This is a genomic window from Stenotrophomonas sp. GD03930, assembly GCF_029839665.1.
GTDB classification, from domain to species: Bacteria; Pseudomonadota; Gammaproteobacteria; order Xanthomonadales; family Xanthomonadaceae; genus Stenotrophomonas; species Stenotrophomonas forensis.
The window spans coordinates 1403485-1428466 of the sequence record NZ_JAOCAV010000001.1; the positions used below are offsets into that span (position 1 = coordinate 1403485).

Genomic DNA, 24982 nt, shown 5'->3' on the forward strand with positions numbered 1-24982 from the left:
GGAACATGCCACGGGCACCGGGGGCGCCCCGTAGATGAGCCTGCTCGGCGAAGCATTGTCGGCACTGCGGGGCCGTCGCCGCCAGAACATGGCGGCGATCGCAGCGCCTGCCGAGCCACTGGATGCGGATCAGGCCCTGGTGCGGGCGATCATCGATGGCTCGCAGGCGGCCTTCGCGCACCTGGTGGAGACCCATCAACGCACCTGCGCGCATGTGATCGGGCGCATGGTCGGCGACCGCGACCAGGTCGCCGACCTGCTACAGGAGACCTTCCTGGCGGTGTTCCGCCAGCTGCACCGGTTCCGCTTTGAATCCTCGCTGCGTACCTGGGTTTCACGGGTGGCCTACACCACTGCGTTGCAGCACCTGCGTCGGCGGCGGCTGGAGGCGCAATGGATGGTGGCGGTGGAGGTGCCCGAGGAACTGGGCATCGGCGATGAAGGCCCCGGGCCGGCTGAATTCAGCGAATCGCTGCAGGCCGGTCGCCAGCTGGGCGCGGCACTGGAGCGATTGAGTGCGCCGCAGCGATTGATTGTGGGCCTGCATTATCTGGAGGACTTCGATCTGGCCGAGATCGAGCAGGTCACCGGGCTGGCGCGCGGTACCATCAAGAGCCACCTGTACCGCGCGCGGCAGATCCTGAAGCAGGAGCTGACGCGGCACGCCACCGCCGGAGAACTGCTGTGAGCCAATCGACCGACCCTCGCGATGCGGACGAGCGCGCGCTGGCACAGGCGTTGCGTGAACAGGAACAACGGCACGCCGTGCCTGATGTGAGCGAGGCGCTGCAGCAGCGGCTGCACGCGGAAACGCACGACAGCGGTGTGCTGTACGTGGTGGTGCAGGTGCTGTTGTTCGGGGCGCTGCTGGCTGCCGCGGCCTGGTATTTCTGGCTCTGACAGCCCCCGCCGGGCATGGGGCGCGCCAATCGCTGTTGGTAGATGCCGACCTTGGTCGGCGCTTGGACGCGTGCCAACCAAGGTTGGCAGCTACCAGAGCGGTTGATCCCTGCGACAAAGTGAAGCAGCGCGTCACCCGGTCGCATCCCGGCTTAACCAAATCCTCCTAAAGTGGTCCGGTATCCCACCGGTCGCAGGCAGGAGGCGTCCCTTGGACGCGTTGTTGTTGTCCCGGATCCAGTTCGGATTCGTCATCAGTTTCCACGTGCTGTTCCCGGCCTTCACCATCGGCACGGCCAGCTGGCTGGCCTTCATTGAATGGCGCTGGCTGCGCACGAAACTGCCCGTGTGGCGCGAGCTGTACTTCTTCTGGCAGAAGATCTTCGCCGTGTCATTCGGCATGGGCGTGGTCAGCGGCATCGTCATGGCCTTCCAGTTCGGTACCAACTGGCCGCGGCTGAGCGAAGTGGCCGGCACGGTCATCGGCCCGCTGCTGACCTATGAAGTGCTGACCGCCTTCTTCCTGGAAGCCAGCTTCCTCGGCGTGATGATGTTCGGCTGGGGCCGGGTGTCGCCGCGCCTGCATTTCCTGTCCACCTGCATGGTGGCGTTGGGCACGCTGTTCTCCACGTTCTGGATCCTGTCGTCCAACAGCTGGCTGCACACGCCGGCCGGCTACGAGATGGTCAATGGCATCGTGCACCCGGTGGACTGGTGGCAGGTGGTGTTCAACCCCTCGTTCCCGTACCGCCTGGCGCACATGGCGCTGGGTTCGTTCATCACCACCTGTTTCGTGATCGGTGGCGTCGGCGCGTGGTACCTGCGCAAGGGCACGCACGTGGAAGCCGGCCGGCGCATGCTGGTCGCGGCGGTAGCGTTCGCGGCGCTGACGGTGCCAGTGCAGATCTTCGTCGGCGACATGCATGGCCTGAACACGCTCAAGCATCAGCCGATGAAGATCGCGGCGATGGAAGCGCACTGGCATGAAACCAGGGAAGGCGAGGGCGTGCCGCTGGTGGTGTTCGCGCTGCCCAACGAAAAGGAAGAGCGCAACGATTTTGAAGTGGCGATCCCGAAGCTGGGCAGCGTGATCCTCACCCATTCGCTGGACGGCAGCTTCGATCCGCTCACCTCGGTGCCCGCCAGCGAACGGCCGCCGGTGACGCCGGTGTTCTTCGCCTTCCGCATCATGGTCGGGCTGGGCACGCTGATGCTGCTGCTGGCCTGGGTCTCGGCATTCCAGCTGTGGCGCCGGAAGCTGCTGGATTCGCCGTGGCTGCTGCGCGGCTGGAACTGGATGTTGCCGAGTGGCTTCATCGCACTGCTGTCCGGCTGGTTCGTCACCGAAATGGGGCGCCAGCCGTGGGTGGTATATGGCGTGCTGCGCACCGCCGATGCGGTCGGCCCGCAGAGCGCGTGGATGACCGCGCTGTCGCTGGGTGTCTACGTGGTCGGCTATGCCTTCGTGTTCGGCTGGGGTATCTGGTACCTGGTGAAGATCCTGCGCCATGGGCCGCAGCCGTATGCCGAAGGGCCATCGCTGGACCACGGCAGCCACACCCCGGCGCGCCCGCTGTCGGCAGCCGACGAACCGCTGGAGGATCGCTGACATGGACCTGATGACCTGGCTGCCGGTGGCGTGGTTCGCGGTGATCGGTTTCGGTGTGCTGATGTATGTGGTGCTGGATGGCTTCGTGCTCGGCATCGGCATCCTCGCGCCGTTCGCCGAAGACGAGGAGCAGCTGGACCTGATGATGAACACCGCCGCGCCGATCTGGGACGGCAACGAAACCTGGCTGGTGCTGGGTGGCGCCGGCCTGCTGGCGGCGTTCCCGAAGGCGTACGCGGTGCTGCTGTCGGCGCTGTACCTGCCGGTGCTGCTGCTGGTGGTGGCGCTGGTGTTCCGTGGCGTGGCCTTCGAGTTCCGCTTCAAGGCGCACCGCTCACGCCGGTTGTGGAGCGTGGCGTTCGCACTGGGCTCGCTGCTGGCCACCTTCGCCCAGGGCGTGATCCTCGGCACGCTGGTGCAGGGCCTGCCCCTGCAGGACGGCGTCTATCACGGTGGCCCGTTCGCTTGGTTCAGTCCGTTCGCGATGTTGACCGGCGCCGCGCTGGTGGCCGGCTACGCGCTGCTGGGCAGTACCTGGCTGATCCTGAAGACCGAAGGCCGGGTGCAGGCGCTGGCGCGGCAGATGACCCGGCCGCTGGTGGTGGCGGTGATCGCGGCGATGGGCCTGGTCAGCAGCTGGCTGCCGTTCCTGCAGTCGCGCCTGATGGACCGCTGGTTCAGCGATGGCAACTTCTGGTGGCTGTCGCCGGTACCGCTGCTGACCCTGGCGGTGGCGGCCGCGTTGTGGCGCAGCGCCACCCATCCGCGCCGTGACCTGCCGCCGTTCCTGCTCAGCCTTGCCCTGTTCGTGCTCGGGTTCCTCGGCCTGGTGCTGGGCATGTGGCCGTACCTGCTACCGCCATCGATGACCTTGTGGCAGGCCGCTGCGCCGGCATCATCGCTGGGCTTCACCCTGGTCGGGCTGGTGATCCTGCTGCCGGTCATCCTCGGCTATACAGCGTGGTCCTACCGGGTGTTCCGCGGCAAGGTACACGCCGACGCCGGCTATCACTGAGCACCGGGCCAAGGCTGAACGCCGTCGCCACATTGCTGAACCTCGTCGGGGAAACACCGTCGATCACGCCGCCATCGTCGGCTGACGGCTTTCCCCGGTGTCGGCTTTCCGACACAATCATGGCTCTTCCCGGGTTATTGTCCCGCGGACATGCACGCCTACGTCTATAAAAGCCAACTCAAGCCGGACACCTACGTCTACGTTCCCCGACGCGAAGATTTCAGCGCGCTGCCTGCGCCGCTGCTCAAATCGCTGGGGACGCTCACTTTCGTGCTGGACGTTGCCCTGGATGCCCAGCGCCGCCTGGCGCAGGCCGACCCGGACAAGGTCCGCAGCGAAATGAGCGAACGCGGCTTCTACCTGCAGGTGCCGCCGTCGGTGGCCAGCCTGATGCCGCGGCACTATGACTGATCCTTCCCGTCCGCGCGCGCTGTCGATTGCCTTCACTGTTGGCGCCGTGCTGGCGCTGGGCGCTGCCGTGGGCGGCGTCCCGGGCGCCCTGCTTGCCGCACTGGCGCAGCCTGCGTTCGCGCTGGGCGTGTCGTGGTGGCGGCGCAGCCGCGCGCTGCTGCCGTTGAAGGTGGTTGCGCGCCAGGACCTGCCCGCGCTGCTGGCGCTGTGGGCGGCCGCACCGGTCCTGCTGGCGCTGCTGCTGGCCTGGCCGCTGGCCGCGCTGCGCGATAGCGGCAGCCTGGCGGCGGTGCTGGGCCTGAGCGTGCTGGTCAGTGCCGGCCTGCTGGCGGCCTGGCGCACCTGGCCGTTGTGGAACGATGTCGAACGCCTGGATGGCAGCCTGGCCCAGCACTGGCAGGCGCTGGCCGGGCGCGACCTGACTGCCTGGCGCGGCCTCGGCGTGGCCGCGCTGGTGATCGCGCTGGCGGCACTGGTGGTGCTGCCGGCCTGGCCCGACCTGCTGCCTGAAAGTGCTCGCTGGCCGGCCGCGCTGGCGGTGGTGGTGCTGTCGCCGCTGCTGCACCTGCTGCTGCAGCGGGTGGCGCCCGCACCGCTGGTGTCGTTGCGTACTGGCGCGTTGAACGCGACCAGCCACGAACACGAACCGATGTTCGCCGCCGCGGCCGAGACCGCGCCGCTGGAGGCGATGGCGCCGCAGGAACTGACCCCGGCCCTGTACGAAGCCGCCCGCCATGGCCGCATCGACCGCGGCCTGCAGCTGCTGCAGGCCGGTGCCGATCCCTATGCATTGCCGGACCCGAACTGGCGCGACCAGCGCAGCCTGGCGGTACTGGCCGCGGTGCTGCCGGACCTGCGCCTGCTGCGTGAGCTGATCGCCCGCGGCGTCGACGTGAACGCGCCGCACCGCGGCATGACCCCGCTGCTGGCGGCGACCCGTGACAGCTGGCATGGCCGCCCCGAAGCGGTGATGACCCTGCTCGCCAACGGCGCCGATTCGCGCGCCACCGACAGCGACGGCAACACGCCGCTGCACCATGCTGCGCGCAGTTCCGACCCGGGCGTGGCGGCGCTGCTGCGCGATGCCGCGGCCGAAGTCGATGCGCTGAACAGTGATGGCTGGTCGCCGCTGGCAGTGGCCTGCCAGGTCGGTAACTGGCGCCTGGCGCGTTTCCTGCTCGAACGCGGTGCCCGCAGCGAGCCGGCCGAGGGCACCCCGGTGCTGCTGGCTGCCGCCGCCACCGAGGACGACGATCCGGCCGGCGTGCAGCTGCTGCTAAAGCACAAGGCACGCGCCGACGCGCGTGATCGCCAGCGCCGCAGTGCGCTGCACGAGGCGGCATTGGCCGGCCACGTGGAGATCATCGGCGTGCTGCTCGGTGCCGGCGCCAACCTGGAAGCGCGCGATGCGCTGGGCCGTACGCCGTGGCTGGAAGCGGCCCGTGCCGGTCGCGCTGCGGTGATCGAGCACCTGCTGCCACACAAGCCGGACCTGGTCGCCGTGGACGGCGAAGGCCGCAACGCGGTGCAGCTGGCGGTGATGGCCGAGGATGTCTCGCCGCTGCTGATCAAGCGCCTGGTTGAGCTGGGCATCGCCGCCGATGCCGCCGATCCGGTCGGCCGCCGCGCGGTGGACTACGCCGCCGAAGCGGGCCGCTGGGCAATCGTGGCCCTGCTGGACCCGTCCTATCCGTTGCCGGCCGCCGTCAGTGATGGGCTGGCCGAGCGCGGCGAAGCGGCCATGGCCAGCGGCCTGCTGCCGGACCGTCCGCCGCTGACCCTGCTGCGTGAAGCGTTGGGCTTCGGCAACACCGAAGGCATGGCCGCGCTGGCGAGGCTGTGCCAGCCGGAAGAACTGGGTGGCCTGCTGCTCGATCCGGAGCTGGCGCTGGAACCGCGTGCGGTCGACTGGCTGCTGGGCCACGGCGCCGATCCCTATGTGCGTGACGCCTGCGCCGACACGCCGATGTTCGCCCTGCTGTCGCGCGGCATTGATGCGGTGCCGGCGCTGCAGGTGATGCTGCAGCGTGGCCTGTCGCCGGCCGGGCGCGGTGGCCTTGCGCGCTTCCTCGCCGCCTGCGCCCAGCACGACCAGGCCGCCCGAGGGCTGGAACAGCTGGCGCTGGAATTGCTGGAACGCGGCGCCGATCCGTTTGCGGCCTCGCCGGCCGGTGATCCGCCGCTGTCGCTGGCGGTACGCCTGGGTTGGCTGCGCCTGCAGCAGGCCCTGTTGAAGGCTGGCGTCGATCGCGAAGCGCGCGACAGCCACGGCATGACCGCCCTGCATCTGGCCACCGCGCTGGCTCGCGAAGGTGCGTTGAAGCTGCTGGTGCAGCACGGCGCCTCGCCGGAAGCACGCGCCGCTGATGGCCAGACGCCGCTGGGCGTGGCGCTGTCGATTGGACGCCGTGACCTGGCCGACTGGCTGGACTGGCGGGTGTGGCCGTTGCCACGCCGCACCCTGCGCGAGGCCGATCTACCTGCCGCCGCGATGGCCGGTGATGTGGACGCCGTGCGCCGCCTGATCGATCTGGGATTCGCCGTCGACGCCGTCGATGCACAGGGCTGCACCGCGCTGCTGCGTGCGGCCGGTGGTGGCCATCTGGCAGTGACCGATCTGCTGCTGGCGCGTGGCGCCGATCCGCAGCACGCGGCGGCCAGTGGTGCCACGCCGTTGTCGGCGGCGGTCAGCATGCGCCAGGTGAACATCGTCTCGGCCCTGCTCGATGCCGGTGCCAAGCTGGAACATCGCCTGCCGGGCGGAGTGACGGTGCTGATGCTGGCCTCGGCGCTGGGCCTGCCGGACATCGTCGCGCGCCTGCTCACCGCCGGTGCCGACGTGCACGCCGGTGACGCGCAGCAGCTGGGTCCGCTGCACTGTGCCGCGCTGTATGGCTTCAGTGCCCGTGACCGCTCGCGCCTGCTGGCCCTGCTCGACACCCTGCTGCTGGCCGGTGCGGAACCGGACCAGGCTGCTGCCGGTTCGGTTACGCCGTTGCTGCTGCTGCTGGGCGCACGCGCCGAGCCGGGTACCGCCTGCGACGAGCAGGTGGTGATGGCTGCGGTGGAGCGCCTGCTGGATGAGGACGTGAGCCTGGACGTGCGCGACCCGCGCGGCTTCGGCCCGCTGCACCTGGCCGCCCTGCACGGTTTGCCGCTGCTGGTGCAGCGCCTGCTGCGTGCCGGTGCCGATCCGGAAGTGCGCGACAGCCTCAACCGCAGCCCCCGCGAGATCGCCGTGATGCGCGGTTTCATCGACGTGGCCGGTGAGTTCGAGCCGCGCGTGCCGGGCGTTTCCTCGATGGCCCGGTTCCTGCGCGACAACGGCTGATCCCTGGAAATGGGTAGTGCCGGCCGCTGGCCGGCAACTGATGAAATCACCGGAATTCCGAGGTTGCCGGCCAGCGGCCGGCACTACCGGGTTCGCCATCCATCGGGTGGGTGCCGACCGTTGGTCGGCACGCCTACGTGTCGTCGCTTTCCGCGTCGGCCTCGAACAGGTGCATCAGGTCGTTGCGCGCATCGCGCGAGGTCTGGATCACCGCCGCCTCGTCGTCGTAGACCAGGTACTGGTCGCGCAGCAGCTGTTCGTCATGTTCGCGGAAGCGCTGCACATGGCGCTCGGCCACGTTGGCCGCAATACCCAGCGCGGTCAGCACACGCCCGCTCATCTCCAGGCTGGTGCCGAATACTTCGCGGAACGGCTCGGCCGACATGTCCATCAGGCGCCACGCATGCTGGCGGTTGCGCGCTCGCGCCAGCACCGTCGCATCCGGATACAGCCTGCGCACCATGCGCACCGCGCGCAGGTTGGTCTCCGGGTCATCCACGGTGATCACGAACACATCGATGTGCTCGCCACCGGCCGCGCGCAGCATCTCCGGCCGGGTCGGGTCGCCGTAGTACAGCTGGTTGCCGAAGCGGCGCAGGTCGGCCACGGTGTCCGGGTTCGCCTCCAGCGCTACGAACGGCACCTTCTGCGCGGTCAGCAGGCGCGCGATCACCTGGCCGAAGCGGCCCATGCCGGCGATCAGCACCTTCGGCCGGTTGTCCGGTGCCACCTTGTCAGCCTCGGCGGCCTGGCGCGGTGCGGCCTTCTCCTGGCCGAGCAGCTTGAGCAGCGCGATCATCAGCAGCGGCGTGATCGCCATCGACAGGCCGACGATGGCCACCAGCCGGTCATGGTTGGCGTTGCCCAGCAGGTGCGCGCGCTGCGCTTCGTTGAACACCACGAAGGCGAATTCACCGCCCAGCCACAACACACTGCCCAGCAATAGCGACTGCCGCGAACTGAGCCTTGCGATACGCCCGATCACGTACAGCAGGCCGAACTTGACCACCAGCAGGATGCCGACGCCTGCAGCGATCAGCCACGGTTCGGCGGCGATGCGGTCGAGGTCGATGCCCATGCCCACCGCAATGAAGAACAGGCCCAGCAGCAGCCCCTTGAACGGCTCGATCTGTGCTTCCAGTTCGTGCCGGAACTCCGAATCGGACAACAGCACGCCGGCCAGGAAGGCGCCGAGGCTGGGGCTGAGGCCCGCTTCCTGCATGAACCAGGCGGTGCCCAGCACCACCAACAGGGCGGTGGCGGTGAACACCTCCGGGCTGCGGGTGCGCGCAATGATGCTGAACACCCTGCGCAGCACCGGCCGCCCGCACAGGATCACCACTGCCAGCGCGCCCAGCGCCACGGCCGCGTCCTCCCAGCGCAGCGTCTCGTTCTTGACCCCGCCCAGCAGCGGGATGGCCGCCAGCAACGGGATCGCGATCAGGTCCTGGAACAGCAGGATGGCAAAGCCCAGCCGGCCATGGTCGCTGTTGATCGCCTTGTGCTCGGACAGCAGCTGCAGGCCCACCGCGGTGGACGACAGCGCCAGCGCCACACCCACCACCAGCGCGCTTTTCCACTGGAAATGATCGAGCAGCAACAGCCCGCCCAGTACCAGCCCGGACAGCGCGACCTGCGCCGCACCGGCACCGAACACCGAGCGCCGCATCACCTTCAGGCGTGCCGGTGACAGTTCCAGGCCGATCACGAACAGCAGCATCACCACACCGATCTCGGCAGCGCCGAGGATGCGGTCGGCGTCCTGCACGAAGCCCAGCCCGTCCGGGCCCAGCACCACGCCGGCCGCCAGGTAACCCAGCACCGCGCCAAAGCCGAACTTCTTGAACACCGGCACGGCGATGACCGCCGCCAGCAGCAGTACCAGCGCCAGTTCCAGACCGCCGCTATGCATGGGAATACCTGGTCATCGGGGAAACCGGCCGCGCGTCCGTTCGGAGGAGGAAAGGCATGGCGAACGCCACCGCGACATTATGCGCGCCGGTACGTGTACGCACGAGGACACGCGTGCGGGCAACGCTGCCGGCTGGCCCTGGGTTGACCTGCATGCCCGGCAGGTCCAGACTCCCCGCCGCTGGCGGCGCGTCCGCCGGCACACGCATCCCGGAGTCCCCAACCCATGTCCAGCGACAGTAGAAGTCGACCTCGTTCGACGCCAGCGATGGCCACCGCCTGACATCGGGACGGTTTGCCTGCGTTGGCGTTGCGCGAGGTCGCACCCCACAAGGCAGAACCGATGAACCAGAAGCAATTGCTGCGCGCAGGGGCCGATGCTGCTGCCCTGGCCGCACCCCTGGCGAACTACAACACCGCCGACGCGGTGGAGTTCCTCAATACGCTGGAGCTGACCCGCGCCGCGGACACGCTGGCGGCGCTGCCGTTGCCGCGTGCGGTGAAGATGCTCGAAGCGCCGGAACTGCACCGCAGTGGCGAGCTGGTGGCCGCGTTGCCGCCGGCGCGCGCCGCCGCCCTGCTCGGGCTGATGGCCGACGACCGCGCCACCGACATCGTGCACGAGCTGGACGAGGACGAGCGCGCGCGGCTGATCCCGCTGCTGGGCACCGATGCCCGCCAGGCCATCCAGAAGCTGCTGAGCTACCCGCCCAACACCGCCGGCGCGCTGATGACCACCGAGTACGTGGCGGTGCCCGCCAGCTGGACCGTGGCGCAGACCCTGCAGCACATCCGCCAGGTCGAGCGCACCCGCGAAACGGTGTACGCGATCTACGTGCTGGACCCGGCCAGCCAGCACCTCCAGCAGGTGGTGACCATGCGCCGGCTGATCACCGGGTTGCCGGAGGAATCGATCCTGGACGTGGCCCAGGTCAATCCGCCGGTGACCGTTGACGCGCTGATGGACCAGGAGGAAGTGGCGCGGCTGATCCGCCGCCACGATTTGCTGGCGATCCCGGTGGTCGATGCGCAGCAGCAGATGCTTGGCATCGTCACCGTCGACGACGTGCTGGATGCACTGATCGAGGAGTCCACCGAGGACGCGCACAAGTTCGGCGGCATGGAAGCGCTGGACAAGCCGTACATGCAGATCGGCTTCCTCGAGATGCTGCGCAAGCGCGCCGGCTGGCTGAGCGTGCTGTTCCTGGGCGAGATGCTCACCGCCAGCGCGATGCAGCATTACGAGGACGAACTGGCGCGCGCGGTGGTGCTGACCCTGTTCATTCCATTGATCATGAGTTCGGGTGGCAACTCCGGTTCGCAGGCCACCTCGCTGCTGATCCGCAGCCTGGCGCTGCGCGAACTGCGCCTTCGCGACTGGTGGAAGGTGGCCCTGCGCGAGATCCCGACCGGCATGGTGCTCGGCGCCATCCTCGGCTGCCTGGCCATCGTGCGCATCGTGATCTGGCAGCTCGGTGGCCTGCACGACTATGGCGAGCACTGGATCCTGCTGGCGATCACCATCGGTGCGGCGCTGGTCGGCATCGTCACCTTCGGCTCGCTGTCCGGCTCGATGCTGCCGTTCATCCTGAAGCGCCTCGGCTTCGACCCGGCCAGCGCCTCGGCCCCGTTCGTCGCCACCCTGGTGGACGTGACCGGCCTGGTGATCTATTTCAGCATCGCCGCGATGATCCTGCACGGCACGCTGCTGTAAGCCGGAACCACCGTGCTGCGGTAGGTGCCGACCTTGGTCGGCACGCAGAACAGAAAGGGGACGGAGGGGATTAAGTCGTTTGTGGCACAAACGACTTAATCCCCTCCGTCCCCTTTTTGGGTACCGTAGGCGCATGAGTACCTACCATCTGCAGTCTGTGTTCCGTCCGCAGTCGGTCGCGGTGATCGGTGGCAGCCCGCGCGAGCGCTCGGCCGGCCGTGCGGTGATGCGCAACCTGCGTGGTACCGGCTTTCCCGGCAAGGTGGCCTGGATCAACCCGCGGCATGCCGAGATCGATGGCATCCGCACGGTCAAACGGCTGAAGGACCTGGACTGGGTGCCTGACCTGGTGGTGATCACCGCGCCGGCGACGATCGTGCCGCAGGTGGTGCGCACCGCGGCCGAACGTGGCGTGCAGGCGGCGATCATCCTCACCGCGCACCTGGGCGAAGGCCCCGGCTCGCTGTCGGCGCAGGTGGAGGCGGTGGCGCGCACGCATGGCCTGCGCATCCTTGGCCCGCACTGCCTGGGCGTGATCGCGCCGCATGCACGGCTCAACGCCAGCATCGCCGCGCATTTCCCGCAGGCCGGCGACCTCGCGCTGATCTCCGAATCCTCGGCCATTGCCGCCGCACTGGTGGAATGGGGCGTGGCGCGCTCGGTCGGATTCTCTGCCGTGGTCTCGCTGGGCGACACGATGGATGTCGACTTCGGCGATCTGCTCGATTACTTCGCCACCGACTACCGCACTCGCGCCATCCTGCTCTATGTCGAGCAGATCAAGGACGCGCGCAAGTTCATGTCGGCCGCGCGCGCCGCCGCCCGTGCCAAGCCAGTGGTGGTGGTGAAGTCGGGCCGCGCCGAACGCGTGCAGCCGGGCAGCCGCGATACCCACGTGCAGGCACTTGCGCGCGCCGACGATGTCTACGGCGCGGCGTTCAACCGCGCCGGCCTGCTGCGCGTCGGTGCGCTGGACGAACTGTTCACCGCCGCCGAGTCGCTGGGCCGGCTGGGCACCTTCCCCGGCCGCCGACTGGCCATCCTCAGCAACGGCGGCGGTGTCGGCCGCCTCGCGGTGGACCAGCTGATCGCACTGCGGGGCACGCTGGCCAACCTGTCCGACAGCACCATCGAGAAGCTCGACGCGGTGCTGCCGCAGGGCTGGTCGCGCAGCAATCCGGTCGACATCGTGGTCGATGCCGACGGTGACCGCTACGCCTCGGCCATCGAAGCGCTGCTGGCCGACAACGAGAACGACGCGGTGATGGTGGTCAACGTACCGACCGCGTTCACCTCGTCCGCCGATGCAGCGCAGGCGCTGACCCGCACGCTCGGCCTGCGCCCGCGCCATCACCGCGACAAGCCGGTGTTCGCGGTGTGGCTGGGCAACGACGACCAGGCTACCGCCACGCTCAACGCGGCGCGGGTGCCGACCTATCCGACCGAGGCCGAGGCCGTGCGTGGCTTCCAGCATCTGGTGCGCTACCGCGAAGCGCAGAACGCGCTGATGGAAACGCCGCCCAGCCTGCCACAGGATTTCAACGTCGATGCGGCGGCTGCGCGCGCGCTGGTCGATGCCGCGCTGGCCAACGGCCAGCAGTGGCTGGACCCGCTGGCCACCCACGAACTGCTCAAGGCCTATGGCATTCCGTCCGCGCCGGTGATGCACGCGCGCGATGCGCACGAGGCGATGGACCTCGCGCAACCGCTGCTGGAGCGCGGCGCCAGCGTGGCGTTGAAGATCCTGTCGCCTGACATTCCGCACAAGTCGGAAGTGGATGGCGTGCGCCTCAACCTGGGCACGCTGCCGGCGGTGCAGAGCGCGGCCAATGCGATCCTGTCGCGTGCCCGCCAGCTGCGGCCGGACGCACGCATCGATGGCCTGCTGGTACAGCCGACCATTGTCCGCCCGAAGGCACGCGAGCTGATCGTCGGCATCGCCGACGACGCCACCTTCGGCCCGGTGATCGTGGTCGGCCGTGGCGGTACTGCGGTGGAAGTGATCAACGACAAGGCGCTGGCGCTGCCGCCGCTGGACCTCCGCCTGGCCCACGAACTGATCGGCCAGACGCGTGCCTCGCGCATCCTCAAGGCCTACGGTGACGTGCCGGCCGCCGACGAGCGTGCACTGGCGCTGGCATTGGTGAAGCTGGCCCAGCTGGCCGCCGACATTCCCGAAGTGCGCACGCTGGACATCAATCCACTGCTGGTCGATGGCAAGGGCATCCTCGCCCTGGATGCGCGCGTCGCCATCGCGCCCTCGCGCATCCTGCACAAGGGCCGCGGCCATCCTCGTTTCTCGGTGTTCCCGTATCCGAAGGAGTGGGAGCGCACCATCGAACTGTCCGACGGCGGCCGCGCCTTCGTACGGCCGGTGCGGCCGGAAGACGACGCGCTGTTCCGCGCGTTCTTCGCCCGTGTCAGCGACGAGGACCTGCGCCTGCGCTTCTTCCAGTCGGTGAAGCACTTCAGCCACGAATTCATCGCGCGCCTGACCCAGCTCGACTACGCGCGCTCGATCGCACTGGTGGCGATTGAACCGCGCAGCGGCGAAATGCTCGGCGCGGTGCGCCTGCACGCCGACGCCGATTACCACCGTGGCGAGTACGGCATCCTGATCCGGTCGGACCTGAAGGGCCACGGCATCGGCTGGCGGCTGATGGCGATCATGATCGAGTACGCAAAGTGGCTGGGCCTGGATGTGGTCGAAGGCCAGGTGCTGCGCGAGAACAGCACCATGCTGGCGATGTGCCAGAGCCTGGGCTTCAAGACCAAGCTGGACCCGGACGACCCGACGGTGATGATGGTGACCCTGCCGGTGCAGCAGGTCGAGGTGCCGGCGGCACCGCTGTAGAGTCGAGCTTGCTCGACTGCTTGTCATCCAGGAACAGTCGAGCAAGCTCGACTCTACGACCAGGTTACCGCAACGGTTCCACCACCACCGCCGTGCCGTAGCACAGCACCTCGGTCAGCCCGGTCATCACATCGGTGGCGTCGTAGCGCATGCCGATGATCGCATTGGCGCCCAGTTGCCGTGCGTGCTTGACCATGTCGCGGTAGGTTCCTCGCGGGCCTGTTCGCACAGTTCGGTGTAGATGGTGATGTTGCCGCCGAACAGGGTCTGGATGCCGCCCAGGAAGTTGCCGACGATCGAGCGCGAGCGCACGGTGATGCCACGCACCACGCCGAGGTTGCGCGCCACACGGTAGCCGGGCAGCTCGAAGGCGGTGGTGACCAGCGAATCGTCGAAACGCAGCGCCGGAGGGGAGGGGATGCCGCTGTTGTAGGGGTCTGCCATGGTCGCGTCCGTGTCGTAGAGTCGAGCTTGCTCGACTGCCAGCCAGACAGTCGAGCAAGCTCGACTCTACGGCGGGAAGCAGTCGAGCTTGCTCGACTCTACAACCCAACGGCCCGATGCGGCATGGCTCTGTCACCGTACTGGCGCGACAATACCGCCATGACCGACCGCATTCCCTTGCTGCTGCTACCCGGCCTGCTCAACGATGCCGAGCTGTGGCGCGCCCAGCTGGCCGACCTGGCCGATATCGCCGACTGCACGGTGGGCGACCAGACCCGTGGCGAAACCCTGCAGGCGGTTGCCGAAGACGTGCTGGCGCAGGCACCGGAGCGGTTTGCGCTGGCCGGCTTCTCACTGGGTGGTTTCGTCGCCCAGCAGATCCTGCGTATCGCTCCGGAGCGGGTACTGCAGCTGGCATTGATCGACACCTCGATCCATGCCGATTCGCCCGAGCGCGCCGAACAGCGGCGCAGCCAACGTGCCAGCGTGCGCCTACCGGGGAAATTCCATGGCTTCGGTGATGCACTGATGCGCAGCTACATCGATGCCTCGCGGCTGGACGACTACGTGCTGGTTCAGCGGGTGCGCGACATGACCGCGCGGCTGGGCGCCGAAGTGTTCCTGCGCCAGAGCGCGCTGGAGCGCCGCGATGGGCATGACGTGCTGGCGAGCTACCGTGATCCGTTGCTGATTGTGTGCGGTGCCAACGATCGCATCACGCCGCTGGCAGTGAGCGAGGAAATGCACGCGCTGGTGCCGCACTCGCAGCTGGTGGTGGTGCCCGATTGCGGGCACCTGGCGCCGATGGAAAAGCCGGATGAAGTGAGTGCCGCCATGCGCGGCTGGTTGTTGCAGGACGAGGGATAACCCCGCCTTCGGTAGGTGCCGACCTTGGTCGGCACGCCGTGTCATCGACCGACCAGAGGCCAGCGCCGACCAAGGTCGGCACCCACCGATTCGGTGCCGCAAACACGGTCGGGATCAATCCCAGGCCGGGGCGATACCTTCCGGATTGGCCAGTCGATGGCCGCGGTCGAGCTTGGCGATCTGCGCCATGTCTTCGTCGGTCAGGCGCACGGCCGCCGCTTCAAGGTTGGCCGCCAGGTTGTCGCGCTTGGTCGACGACGGAATGACCGAGAAGCCCTGCTGCAGCGCCCAGGCCAGCGCAACCTGCGCCGGGGTGGCCTGGTGGCGGCCGGCAATGGCCTGGATCACCGGGTCCTTCAGCACTTCGCCATAGGCCAGGCTCATGTAGGCGGTGATGTGGATGCCATTGTCCTGCAGGAACTTCACCAGCAGACGGTTCTGCAGGTACGGATGGATCTCCACCTGGTTGGTGGCGATCGCCTCGGCACCGACGATCTCGATCGCCTTGCGGGTCTGCGCGATGGTGAAGTTGGAGATGCCGATCTCCCGGGCCAGCCCCTGCGCCTTGGCTTCGGCCAGTGCCGGCAGGTATTCCTCCATCGGCACGTCGACCTTGTCGTTCGGCGACGGCCAGTGGATCAGCGCCAGGTCGACGCGGTCGGTGCGCAGTTTTTCCAGGCTGGTGCGCAGGCTGGCCAGCAACGCATCGTGCTTGAACTCGGTGATCCACACCTTGGTGGTCAGGTACAGATCGTCGCGCGGCACACCCGATTCGGCGATGGCCTGGCCGACTTCGGCTTCATTGCCATAGATCTGCGCGGTGTCGATGGCGCGGTAGCCGACCTCCAGCGCGTTGCGCACCGAGTCGATCACGGTCTGGTCCTTCAGGCGGAAGGTGCCGAGACCAAAGGCGGGGACAGTCATGGGAAGCTCCAACGGGGGGAAGGGAGTAGCAGGAGAAGAGGGTAGGGCAGGCACCGTATGCATGCCGGCAACGGTGCATTGCATGGATCAATGCGCGGTGGCGGCAATGCCGTCGGCGCGCGGATCGATACCATCGCGACGGTCGAGGCGACCACTGAGCGCGGTCAGCGCATAGGCGCCAACCACCACCAGCGCACCCAGCCACGGCGTATGCATCAGGCCGATGTGCTCCACCACCAGCCCACCCAGCGAGGCGCCCAGGGCGATGCCGATGTTGAACGCGGCGATGTTCAGGCCCGAGGCCACATCGGTGGCCTGCGGCGCATAGCGCTGCGCCTGCTTGACCACGTAGACCTGCAGGCCTGGCACGTTGCCGAAGGCCACGGCCCCCAGCGCCAGCACCGTCAGCAGCATCAGCACGCTGTTGGAGGCGGTGAAGGTGAGCACGAACAGCACGATGGCCAGCAGCGCGAAGATGCGCTTCAACGCCGGTACCGGGCCCAGGCGGTCGGCCAGTCGACCGCCCCACAGGTTGCCGATTGCCACCGACACGCCGTACACCAGCAACACCAGGCTGACCGCATTGGCCGAGAAGCCGGTGACGTCCTGCAGGATCGGCGCCAGATAGGTGAAGGCCAGGAAGGTGCCGCCGTAACCCAGTGCGGTCATTGCATAGACCAGCAACAGGCGCGGCTGGCCCAGCACCGCCAACTGCTGGCGGAAGCTGGCCGGTGCGCTCTGCGGCAGGTTGCGCGGAACGAACAGCAGTGCGCCCAGCAGGGCGATCACGCCGAGGGCGGCCACGGCCAGGAAGGTGGCGCGCCAACCCAGATGCTGTCCGATGAAGGTACCCAGCGGCACACCGGTCACCAGCGCCACGGTGAGCCCGGTGAACATGATCGCGATGGCACTGGCGGCCTTCTCCTTCGGCACCACCGCGGTGGCGATGATCGCGCCGATCGAGAAGAACACGCCATGTGCCAGGCCGGTGAGGATGCGTGCGGCGATCAGCGAGCTGTAGCCCGGTGCCATGAAGGCGATGACGTTGCCGAGGGTGAACAGCACCATCAGCGCCACCAGCAGGGTCTTGCGCGGCACGCGGCCGGTCAGCGCGGTCAGCACCGGCGCACCGATGGCTACGCCCAGTGCATACAGGGAAACCAGCAGGCCGGCCGAGGGCAGGCTGACCTGCAGGTCGGCGGCGATGGTCGGGATCAGGCCGACAATGACGAATTCGGTGGTGCCGATGGCGAACGCGCCGAGGGTCAACGCCAGCAGGGCGAGGGGAATGCCACGGATCATGACAGGGTCCAGCAGGGGAAGAGGCTGTGCAGTCTGCGCCGCCATCTCTGGCCGAAAAACCGGTCTTCACGCCAATCACTCTTGCCGTACAGTCAATAATGGCGGCATGAAGACGACGCTTGATGAAATGCAGGCCTTCCTGGCGGTGATCGACAGCGGTTCGATCAGCGCCGCCGCCGAGCAGCTGGGGCAGACGCCGTCGGGCGTGAGCCGCGCGCTGGGGCGGCTGGAGGACAAGCTGGGCACCACGCTGCTGACCCGCACCACCCGCCGCCTGCACCTGACCGCCGAGGGCGAGGCGTACCGGCGCCATGCGCGCGCGATCATCGATGCGGTGGAGTCGGCGGAGGAACAGATGGCGGCGCGCCGCGAGCGCCCGGCCGGGCGCCTGCGCGTGGACGCGGCAATGCCGTTCGTGCTGCACGTGATCGCGCCACTGGTGGCGGGTTATCGAGAGCGCTACCCGGACGTGCAGCTGGAGTTGAACAGTTCCGACCGCTACATCGATCTGCTGGAGAGACGCACCGACCTGGCGATCCGGATCGGGCCGCTGGCCGATTCCACCCTGCATGCACGGCCGCTGGGCCGCTGCAGGCTGCGGCTGGTGGCCAGCCCGGCCTATCTGGACAGGCTGGGCGAGCCAAGCACGGTCGCAGCGCTGGGCCAGCACACCCTGCTTGGTTTCAACGAGCCGGAATCGCTGAACCGCTGGCCGCTGCCCGGGGAGTCGGAGGGATTGCTGCTGGTGCGACCGGACATCGCCGTGTCCAGTGGCGAGACGCTGCGCCGGCTGGCGGTGGAAGGGGTGGGCATCACCTGCCTGTCCGACTTCGTCACCGATCGCGACCGTGCCGCCGGCACGCTGGTGCCGGTGCTGGCCGCGCAGACGCTGGAGGTGTACCAGCCGATCCATGCGGTGTACTACCGCAACACGGCGGTGTCGGCGCGGATCAGCTCGTTCCTCGATTACCTCGGTGAAGCGATGGCGCAGAGCGATTACCTGCGCTGAGCGTTGCCGCCGGGTTGCCGGCCAGCGGCCGGCACTACCGCAGGCTCCGGTGGGTGCGGACCGTGGGTCCGCACCGATCCTTCCGTCGCCCGACCCACGGTCGGGCGCCACCCGTGTCCGCGTTCCACGGTAGAGCCGGCCGCTGGCCGGCAACCGGATCAATCAGGCCGCGTGTTGCAGCGCATCCTTCGCCGCCGCCGTGGTCGACAGATCGAACACATCCACGGCATCGATCAGGCGGTTCGCCTGCTGCTCCAGGCTGCGTGCAGCGGCGCTGGCCTCTTCCACCAGCGCAGCGTTCTGCTGGGTGGTGCCATCCATCTGGATCACGGTCTGGCTGACCTGCTCGATGCCCGCGCTCTGCTCCTGCGACGCGGCGGAGATCTCGGCCATGATGTCGGTGACACGCTGCACCGAGGCCACGATCTCGGCCATGGTGTCGCCGGCCTCGCGCACGCGCTGCGCACCGTGCCCGACCTGTTCCACCGACGCTTCGATCAATGACTTGATTTCCTTCGCCGCAGCGGCCGATCGCTGCGCCAGCGTGCGCACCTCGCTGGCGACCACGGCGAAGCCACGGCCCTGTTCGCCGGCACGCGCGGCTTCCACCGCAGCGTTCAACGCCAGGATGTTGGTCTGGAACGCGATGCCATCGATCACGCTGATGATCTCGGCGATCTGCCGCGACGAGGTCTCGATCGCGCCCATCGTCGCCACCACCTGGCCAACCACGCTGCCGCCCTGCGAGGCGACGCTGTGCGCGCCAATCGCCAGCTGGTTGGCCTGGCGCGCGTGCTCGGCGTTCTGCCGCACGGTGGAGGTCAGTTCCTCCATCGACGCGGCGGTCTCTTCCAGGTTGGCGGCCTGCTGCTCGGTACGACGCGACAGGTCGTTGTTGCCGGCGGCAATCTCCGCCGCAGCCGTGTGGATGTTGCCGGAAGCGTGCTTGATGTCGGTGACAATGGTCGCCAACTGCGCGGCGGTGGTGTTGGCGTCGCCGGCGATGCGGGCGAACACGCCCTGGAAATCGCCGTGCATGCGTGCGCCGAGGCGGCCATCGGCAATCGCGCGCAGCATGCCGGAGACCTCACCGAGGTTCAGTTCGGTGGCCTGCATCAGGCGGTTCAGGCCGTGGACCATCGCGCGGAAGTCATGTTCGAAGCGCGCGCTGTCGCCGCGCTGGCTGAAGTCGCCGGCGGCGGCAGCTTCGGCCAGGCGGCGGATCTCGCCATTGATGGTGCCCAGATTGGCCTTGGCGGTATCCAGCGCTTCGGTGATCACCGCCTTCTCGCCGGGCAGGCGTTCCATGTCCTGGCTGAGGTCGCCGATGGCATAGCGGCCCATGATCGCGATCGCGCGCATCTTCACCTGGATGTGCGCGTCCACCAGCGCATTGCTGTCGGCCACCATCTCGCCGAACGCGCCGGGGAAGGCGCTGGCATCCATGCGATGGCTGATGGTGCCGGCCTCGTGCGCCTGCGCCATCGCGCCCTGTGCATCCAGTACGCCGCGCAGCGTGGATTGCACCGCCTGCATCGCCTGCGCAAGGCGGCCGATCTCATCGCGGCTGCTCACCCGTACCACGTGCTGCAGGTCGCCAGCGGCGACCGCGCGTGCGGCAGCTTCCACCGCCAGCACCGGCTGCACCACCGCACGCCGCAACCACCAGGCCAGGCCGATCAGCAGCAGCACCGCGGCCAGCACGGTCAGCGCCGCGCACAGCAGCAGGGTCTGCCGCGCCTGCTGCGAACGTGCCGCCAGTGCCACTTCGGCCACCTGCGTGGCCTGCGTGCTCAGCGCATCCAGTGCGGTGGCCACCGGACGATCCTTGCCACGCACCAGGGTGTCGCCAGCGGCGGGATCGTAGCCGGCGGCGGCGAACGCCTGCAGCGCGGCGTGATAGTCCTTCTGCAGCTGCGCATGCAGTCCGATGAAGGCCTGCGCCTGCTCGCGCGTGCGCGCATCCGGGCTGCTGGCGAGGCCCTTGGCCAGTTGTTCGACCAGACGGCCTTCGCTGTCGAAGGCCTCCAGGTGATGCTGACGCAGCGCGTCGTCATGCCCGCGCAGCAGTACGTTCTTCCATTCCTGCACCTGGCCGCGGAACTCGCGCTGCAGGCGCTCGGCATCGCGGCTGTGCGCGACTTCGGGCGGGACATCGGTGGACAGCTTCAACCAGGCGGAAGCAAGACCTGCCAGGGCGCACAACAGGACTACGGCCAGGCCAACGGAAACCGCGCCGAGCAGCTTGGACTGCAGGCGGGGTGCACGGACAGACGCATTCATCGGAAGGGGCTCTCGGGAAGGGGCGATGCGGTATCGACCGGTTTCGATCACCTCTGAAGTGCGACGTTGATCACATTCGCGTTTCGTTTAGCGAAGTGAAGGAAACATTTCATAGGACAAATGTGTCCATATGGAACGAAAGCAGACTCTGGACAGGGGATTTAAATGTAACTATTGTTGTTACATGAAGTCCGCGAACCCGCTTTCCGATGCCCTGCACGTGATGGCGCACCTGGTCGGCCAGAGCGCACCGCGCACCTCCGAACAGCTGGCGTCGTGCCTGCCGACCCATCCGGTGGTGATCCGGCGCCTGCTGGCGCAGCTGCACAGGGCCGGCCTGGTGCACACCGCACGCGGCCACGGCGGCGGCAGCCAGCTGGCCCGCGACGCCGCCACCATCACCCTGCACGACATCTATCTGGCCGTAGGCGCGCCGCCGCTGGTACAGGTCGGTGCCCGCGATTCCGGCGGCGGTTGCCCGATCCAGCACCTGGTCAACAGCGCCCTGCTGGAGGGCGCGCGCGAGGCCCAGCGGCTGCTCGAACAGCGCCTGCAGGCAGCCACGCTGGACCAGCTCGGTGCCGAATTCGCCCGCCATCTCGCCCATCACCGTTCCCTGGAAGGTCAGCATGAATCCTGATGTGCTCATCGTCGGCGGCAGCTATGCCGGCATCGCCGCCGGCCTGATCCTGGCCCGCGCCCGTCGCCCGGTCACCGTCATCGACGCCGGTTCGCCGCGCAACCGCTTCGCCAGCCATTCGCATGGCGTGCTGGGGCTGGATGGTGTCAGTGGCGCCGAGCTGCTGAAAACCGCACGCCAGCAGCTGCTGGACTACCCCAGCGTGCGCTGGGTGCACGCCGAAGCGGTGCATGCCCGCAGCACCCGCGATGGGGTTGAAGTGGAGACCGCCGACGGCCAGGTGCTGGCCGCGCGCAAACTGCTGCTGGCCAGCGGCATCGCCGATCAGCTGCCGGAGCTGCCGGGCCTGGCCGAGCGCTGGGGCAGTACCGTGCTGCACTGCCCCTACTGCCATGGCTATGAAGTCGGTGGCGGTGCGATCGGCCTGCTCGGCGGCCACCCGATGTCGGCCGCCAAGGCGCCGCTGTTCGCCGACTGGGGCAATGTCACCTTCTTCAGCCAGGGCCTGCCGATCACCGATGACGAACGCGCCGCCATGCAGCAGCGCGGGGTGCAGATCGAGACCTCGCCGGTAATGGGCGTGCAGGGCGACCAGCCGAGCTGGCTGGAAGTGGAACTGGCCGATGGCCGTCGCGTCGCGCAGCGGGCACTGTTCGTTCCGGCCACCCAGGCGATGGCCACGCCGCTGGTGCAGCGGCTGGGCTGCACGTTGGCCGAGAGCCCGCTGGGCGTTCTGATCGAGGTCGATGCGATGAAGCAGACCTCGGTGCCGAACGTGTATGCCGCAGGCGATGCGACCACGGTCGGCAACATCACCCTGGCCACCGCCGAAGGAGTGCGCGCGGGAATCGGCATGCATCATGCGCTGGTGGCCGAAGACAGCGTGCCGCGCTGATCGGGCTTGTTCTGTAGAGGCCGACCCTGGTCGGCGCCGCTGCATCCACGCATGGCGTGGATCTACTGCAGGGTGGTCGGGCACCATTGAGGCACGGTGGGTGCCGGCCTTGGCCGGCACCGTTCCCTCATCCCTTCACGCACAGCACCTGGTGCAGGGTGTGCACCACGTCGACCAGGTCCAGCTGTGCCGCCATCACGTCATCGATCGACTTGTACGCCGCCGGTGACTCGTCCAGCACGCCGCTGTCCTTGCGGCATTCCACGTGCGCGGTGGCTTCGCGGTGCTGGGCCAGGGTGATCTGCTGGCGTGCGCTGCCACGGCTCATCACCCGGCCGGCGCCGTGGCTGCAGCTGTGGAAGCTCTCCGCGTTGCCCTTGCCACGCACGATGTAGCTGCGCGTGCCCATGCTGCCGGGAATGATGCCCAGCTCGCCTTCGCGGGCACTGACCGCCCCCTTGCGCGTCACCAGCAGCTCCTGCCCGTTGTGCGTCTCCTTCTGCACGTAGTTGTGGTGGCAGTTCACCGCCATCGCCGCCAGCTGGAACTTCGGCAGCCGGTGGCGCATCTCGGCCAGCACCCGCGACATCATCGCCTCGCGGTTCTGCCGGGCGTAGTCCTGCGCCCACGACACCGCCTCGACGTAGTCATCGAACAGCGGCTCGCCTTCCATGAAGAACGCCAGGTCCTTGTCCGGCAGGTGGAAGCCGAGCACGCGCCGGGCCAGCTCCTCGCGCGCCTTCTCGATGAAGTAGGTGCCGATCAGGTTGCCGGTGCCACGCGAACCGCTGTGCAGCATCACCCACACCGCGTCCGTCTCGTCCAGGCACAGTTCGATGAAGTGGTTGCCGCCACCCAGCGTGCCCAGCTGGCGGTCAAGCTTGTCGGTGCGGATCCGGTGGTGCTTGTCCTTGATCTTCTCCAGCCCGGCCCCCAGCCCGGACTGCACCAGCCGGGTGTGGATGCTGTCGGGCATGCGCTGGTGCTCGCCGCCGCGGCCGTTGCCGACCGGGATGCTGCGCTCGATGCTGTTGCGCAGCTGCCGCAGGTCATCGGGCAGGTCATTGGCGCGCAGCGTGGTACGCACGGCGGCCATGCCACAGCCGATGTCGACGCCGACCGCGGCCGGGATGATCGCGCCGCGGGTCGGGATCACCGAGCCCACGGTCGCGCCCTTGCCCAGGTGCACGTCCGGCATCACCGCCACCCACGGCCCGACGAACGGGATCGCGGCGATGTTGCGCAGCTGCTCATGCGCCTGCGCTTCCAGCGGCACCCCGTTGACCCAGCCCTTGATTGGCGTGGTGCCCTCGGCGTGCAGCCATTGATAGTTGTGTTGAGTGTCCATGTCTTCGTGTATGTCCTTGATGGGCCGGTGGCGCGTCCCTGCGCCACTGCTACCCCTTACCTGATCGTCACCAGCTGCTTCAGCACGCCGTCCAGGCCGCCGAACACGGTGAGCGTGTCGATCTTCTCGGTGACCTTCTCCAGCGCCTCCAGCTCCTTCAAGCGCATCAGCACCGGGTTGTCCTCGATCAGCTTTGCGGTGTTGAGCTGCGAACGCGTGGCATTGGCCTCCTCGCGCCGGCGGAACACGCTGGCCTGGGCCTGCTTCTCGGCCAGCACCACGCCATTGAGGATCTCCTTCATCTCGCCCGGCAGGATCACGTCCTTGATGCCGACGCCGAGCAACCGCACGCCGTGGCCCTCGATCGCCGCCTGCACATGCGCGGCGATCTCGCCGTCCAGTGCCGCCTTGTCGCCCAGCAGCTCGTCCAGGCTGCGCGCGGCGATCGCCTGGCGCAGGCCGAACTGCAGTTGCCGGTAGACGAACTCGTCGGCATTGCTGAGCGTGCGGTGTGCGCGCACCGGGTCAACCACCTGCACGGTCGCGGCCAGGTTCACCCGCAGGGTCACCTTGTCGCGGCTCAGCAGTTCCTGGCCGGACACGTCCAGCGAACGCGCACGCAGCTCCACGCGCTCCACCGACACATTGCCGTTGAAGTTCCAGAACGCGTGCAGGCCGGCGTCCAGCGTCTGCCGCAGCGTGCCATCAATGAACAGCAGGCCGACCGACTCGCTCGGCACGGTGCTGATCACCGCTACACGCGGCAGCACGCCCAGCTGGCCCAGGCGCTGCTGCACGTCCGCCGCAATGCGCGGCTCGTCACCCAGCGCCATCACGCGCACCTGGGTGTCGACCGAACCCCGCCAGTACAGACGGCGGCTGCCCGGCGGCAGGACTTCATCGATGCGGCCATTGCGCAGCAACAGGCCGACCTCGGCAGCACCGACGTTGGCCAGCACGAAGTGCGTGTCCAGCCGTGCGCCCAGTGCCTCGATCAGGCTGTCCTGGTCGCTGCCGGTGTAGGCCGCGCCCTTCGATGCGGTGTGGATGTCCACCTGCGGGCGGCCGCCGAAGGGCGACAGGCGGTGCACGCCCGGCAGCAGGATCTGCTGGAAACGACGGTTGCGATACACCAGGCCGCGCTCGCCGTCGCCGATCACGACCTTGATGGTCCAGAACATGGGATTCTCTCCTTGTATGGCTCTGGTGGTTCGACCCGATGGGATGAAACGTCATGACCCGGGCCGATCAGGTCGTGGCGTGGCCGGCTGCACAGCGTGTGCAGCCCGCGGAAGAGGGCGGCCATCGCCGGACGGTCCGCACGCGGAGCCTGCGGCGCGTCATCACCCGTGCCATCGTCGTTGCCGGCAGGCAGCACCGGTGCGGAGCGGGGCAATGGGTGGCGACGGGCCAGGGCCCGGCGTGTGGTCCGTTGCCTTCCTGGCCGCGCCCGAAGGCGGTGGCAGGGACGGCGACGATGGCCGCTGGGGCTTGCGCCCCGGGTGTTGCTTCAAGTCATGACGTG

The 24982-nt window shown here is 68.3% G+C and carries 18 protein-coding genes and 1 pseudogene; 12 read left to right on the top strand and 7 right to left on the bottom strand.

Annotation, left to right across the window (positions count from 1 at the left end; translation table 11 throughout):
• Positions 1-34: 34 nt before the first annotated feature.
• The 6 genes from N5C18_RS06285 (at position 35) to N5C18_RS06310 (ending at position 7266) form a co-directional block, all read left to right on the top strand.
• Entirely contained in the window at positions 35-688 is a 654-nt protein-coding gene (locus N5C18_RS06285; protein ID WP_164240788.1) for a sigma-70 family RNA polymerase sigma factor, read from the top strand.
• The gene (locus N5C18_RS06290) at positions 685-900 is read left to right on the top strand and encodes a hypothetical protein (protein ID WP_053509339.1); all 216 of its coding nucleotides are present in this window, start codon (positions 685-687) and stop codon (positions 898-900) included. Before N5C18_RS06285 ends, N5C18_RS06290 begins: the two co-directional genes overlap by 4 nt.
• Positions 901-1111: 211 nt before the next feature.
• Positions 1112-2509, top strand: a complete 1398-nt coding sequence (locus N5C18_RS06295) for a cytochrome ubiquinol oxidase subunit I (RefSeq protein WP_197606998.1) — start codon at positions 1112-1114, stop codon at positions 2507-2509.
• A 1-nt stretch (position 2510) separates the two neighbouring features.
• Positions 2511-3524: a cytochrome d ubiquinol oxidase subunit II gene (gene cydB / locus N5C18_RS06300; RefSeq protein WP_006476247.1), complete on the top strand. Its 1014-nt coding sequence runs from the start codon at positions 2511-2513 to the stop codon at positions 3522-3524.
• A 150-nt stretch (positions 3525-3674) separates the two neighbouring features.
• Positions 3675-3935, top strand: coding sequence for a YcgL domain-containing protein (locus N5C18_RS06305; protein WP_006476245.1), 261 nt, complete (start codon positions 3675-3677; stop codon positions 3933-3935).
• Positions 3928-7266, top strand: coding sequence for an ankyrin repeat domain-containing protein (locus N5C18_RS06310; protein ID WP_279944076.1), 3339 nt, complete (start codon positions 3928-3930; stop codon positions 7264-7266). Before N5C18_RS06305 ends, N5C18_RS06310 begins: the two co-directional genes overlap by 8 nt.
• Positions 7267-7399: 133 nt before the next feature.
• Here the strand turns inward: N5C18_RS06310 and N5C18_RS06315 are convergent, their stop codons facing one another.
• On the bottom strand, positions 7400-9178 hold the full coding sequence (locus N5C18_RS06315) for a monovalent cation:proton antiporter-2 (CPA2) family protein (protein ID WP_279944077.1): 1779 nt from the start codon (positions 9176-9178) through the stop codon (positions 7400-7402).
• Positions 9179-9520: 342 nt separating this feature from the next.
• On the opposite strand from N5C18_RS06315, the gene mgtE reads away from it, so the two are divergent.
• Together mgtE and N5C18_RS06325 are read left to right on the top strand one after the other, a co-directional pair.
• Positions 9521-10891 (top strand): magnesium transporter, encoded by a 1371-nt coding sequence (gene mgtE, locus N5C18_RS06320; protein ID WP_053451136.1) that lies wholly within the window; start codon positions 9521-9523, stop codon positions 10889-10891.
• A 133-nt stretch (positions 10892-11024) separates the two neighbouring features.
• Entirely contained in the window at positions 11025-13745 is a 2721-nt protein-coding gene (locus N5C18_RS06325; protein WP_164240785.1) for a bifunctional acetate--CoA ligase family protein/GNAT family N-acetyltransferase, read from the top strand.
• A 64-nt stretch (positions 13746-13809) separates the two neighbouring features.
• Here the strand turns inward: N5C18_RS06325 and N5C18_RS06330 are convergent.
• Positions 13810-14189 (bottom strand): annotated as a pseudogene (locus tag N5C18_RS06330) (YbjQ family protein).
• A 159-nt stretch (positions 14190-14348) separates the two neighbouring features.
• On the opposite strand from N5C18_RS06330, the gene N5C18_RS06335 reads away from it, so the two are divergent.
• Complete coding sequence (locus tag N5C18_RS06335) at positions 14349-15056, top strand: alpha/beta hydrolase (RefSeq protein ID WP_279944510.1); 708 nt, start codon at positions 14349-14351, stop codon at positions 15054-15056.
• Positions 15057-15170: 114 nt separating this feature from the next.
• Here N5C18_RS06335 and dkgB read toward each other — a convergent pair whose 3' ends face one another.
• The gene (gene dkgB, locus N5C18_RS06340) at positions 15171-15980 is read right to left on the bottom strand and encodes a 2,5-didehydrogluconate reductase DkgB (protein WP_279944078.1); all 810 of its coding nucleotides are present in this window, start codon (positions 15978-15980) and stop codon (positions 15171-15173) included.
• 87 nt (positions 15981-16067) lie between these two features.
• A complete protein-coding gene (locus tag N5C18_RS06345; RefSeq protein WP_164240783.1) occupies positions 16068-17282 on the bottom strand; it encodes an MFS transporter in 1215 nt (404 codons plus the stop codon).
• A 106-nt stretch (positions 17283-17388) separates the two neighbouring features.
• Between N5C18_RS06345 and N5C18_RS06350 the strand changes: the two genes are divergently transcribed.
• Positions 17389-18291, top strand: a complete 903-nt coding sequence (locus N5C18_RS06350; RefSeq protein ID WP_164086432.1) for a LysR family transcriptional regulator — start codon at positions 17389-17391, stop codon at positions 18289-18291.
• Positions 18292-18453: 162 nt separating this feature from the next.
• On the opposite strand, the gene N5C18_RS06355 is transcribed toward N5C18_RS06350, so the two are convergent.
• Positions 18454-20574 (bottom strand): methyl-accepting chemotaxis protein, encoded by a 2121-nt coding sequence (locus tag N5C18_RS06355; RefSeq protein ID WP_279944080.1) that lies wholly within the window; start codon positions 20572-20574, stop codon positions 18454-18456.
• Positions 20575-20758: 184 nt separating this feature from the next.
• Between N5C18_RS06355 and N5C18_RS06360 the strand changes: the two genes are divergently transcribed.
• Together N5C18_RS06360 and N5C18_RS06365 are read left to right on the top strand one after the other, a co-directional pair.
• Complete coding sequence (locus N5C18_RS06360; protein WP_164240781.1) at positions 20759-21214, top strand: Rrf2 family transcriptional regulator; 456 nt, start codon at positions 20759-20761, stop codon at positions 21212-21214.
• Positions 21204-22109 carry an NAD(P)/FAD-dependent oxidoreductase gene (locus tag N5C18_RS06365; RefSeq protein ID WP_164240780.1) on the top strand — a complete coding sequence of 302 codons (906 nt, stop codon included), beginning with the start codon at positions 21204-21206 and terminating at the stop codon, positions 22107-22109. Before N5C18_RS06360 ends, N5C18_RS06365 begins: the two co-directional genes overlap by 11 nt.
• A gap of 127 nt (positions 22110-22236) precedes the next feature.
• Here N5C18_RS06365 and N5C18_RS06370 read toward each other — a convergent pair whose 3' ends face one another.
• A complete protein-coding gene (locus N5C18_RS06370) occupies positions 22237-23457 on the bottom strand; it encodes an RtcB family protein (protein ID WP_164240779.1) in 1221 nt (406 codons plus the stop codon).
• A gap of 56 nt (positions 23458-23513) precedes the next feature.
• A complete protein-coding gene (locus N5C18_RS06375) occupies positions 23514-24638 on the bottom strand; it encodes a slipin family protein (protein ID WP_279944081.1) in 1125 nt (374 codons plus the stop codon).
• Positions 24639-24982 lie beyond the last annotated feature (344 nt).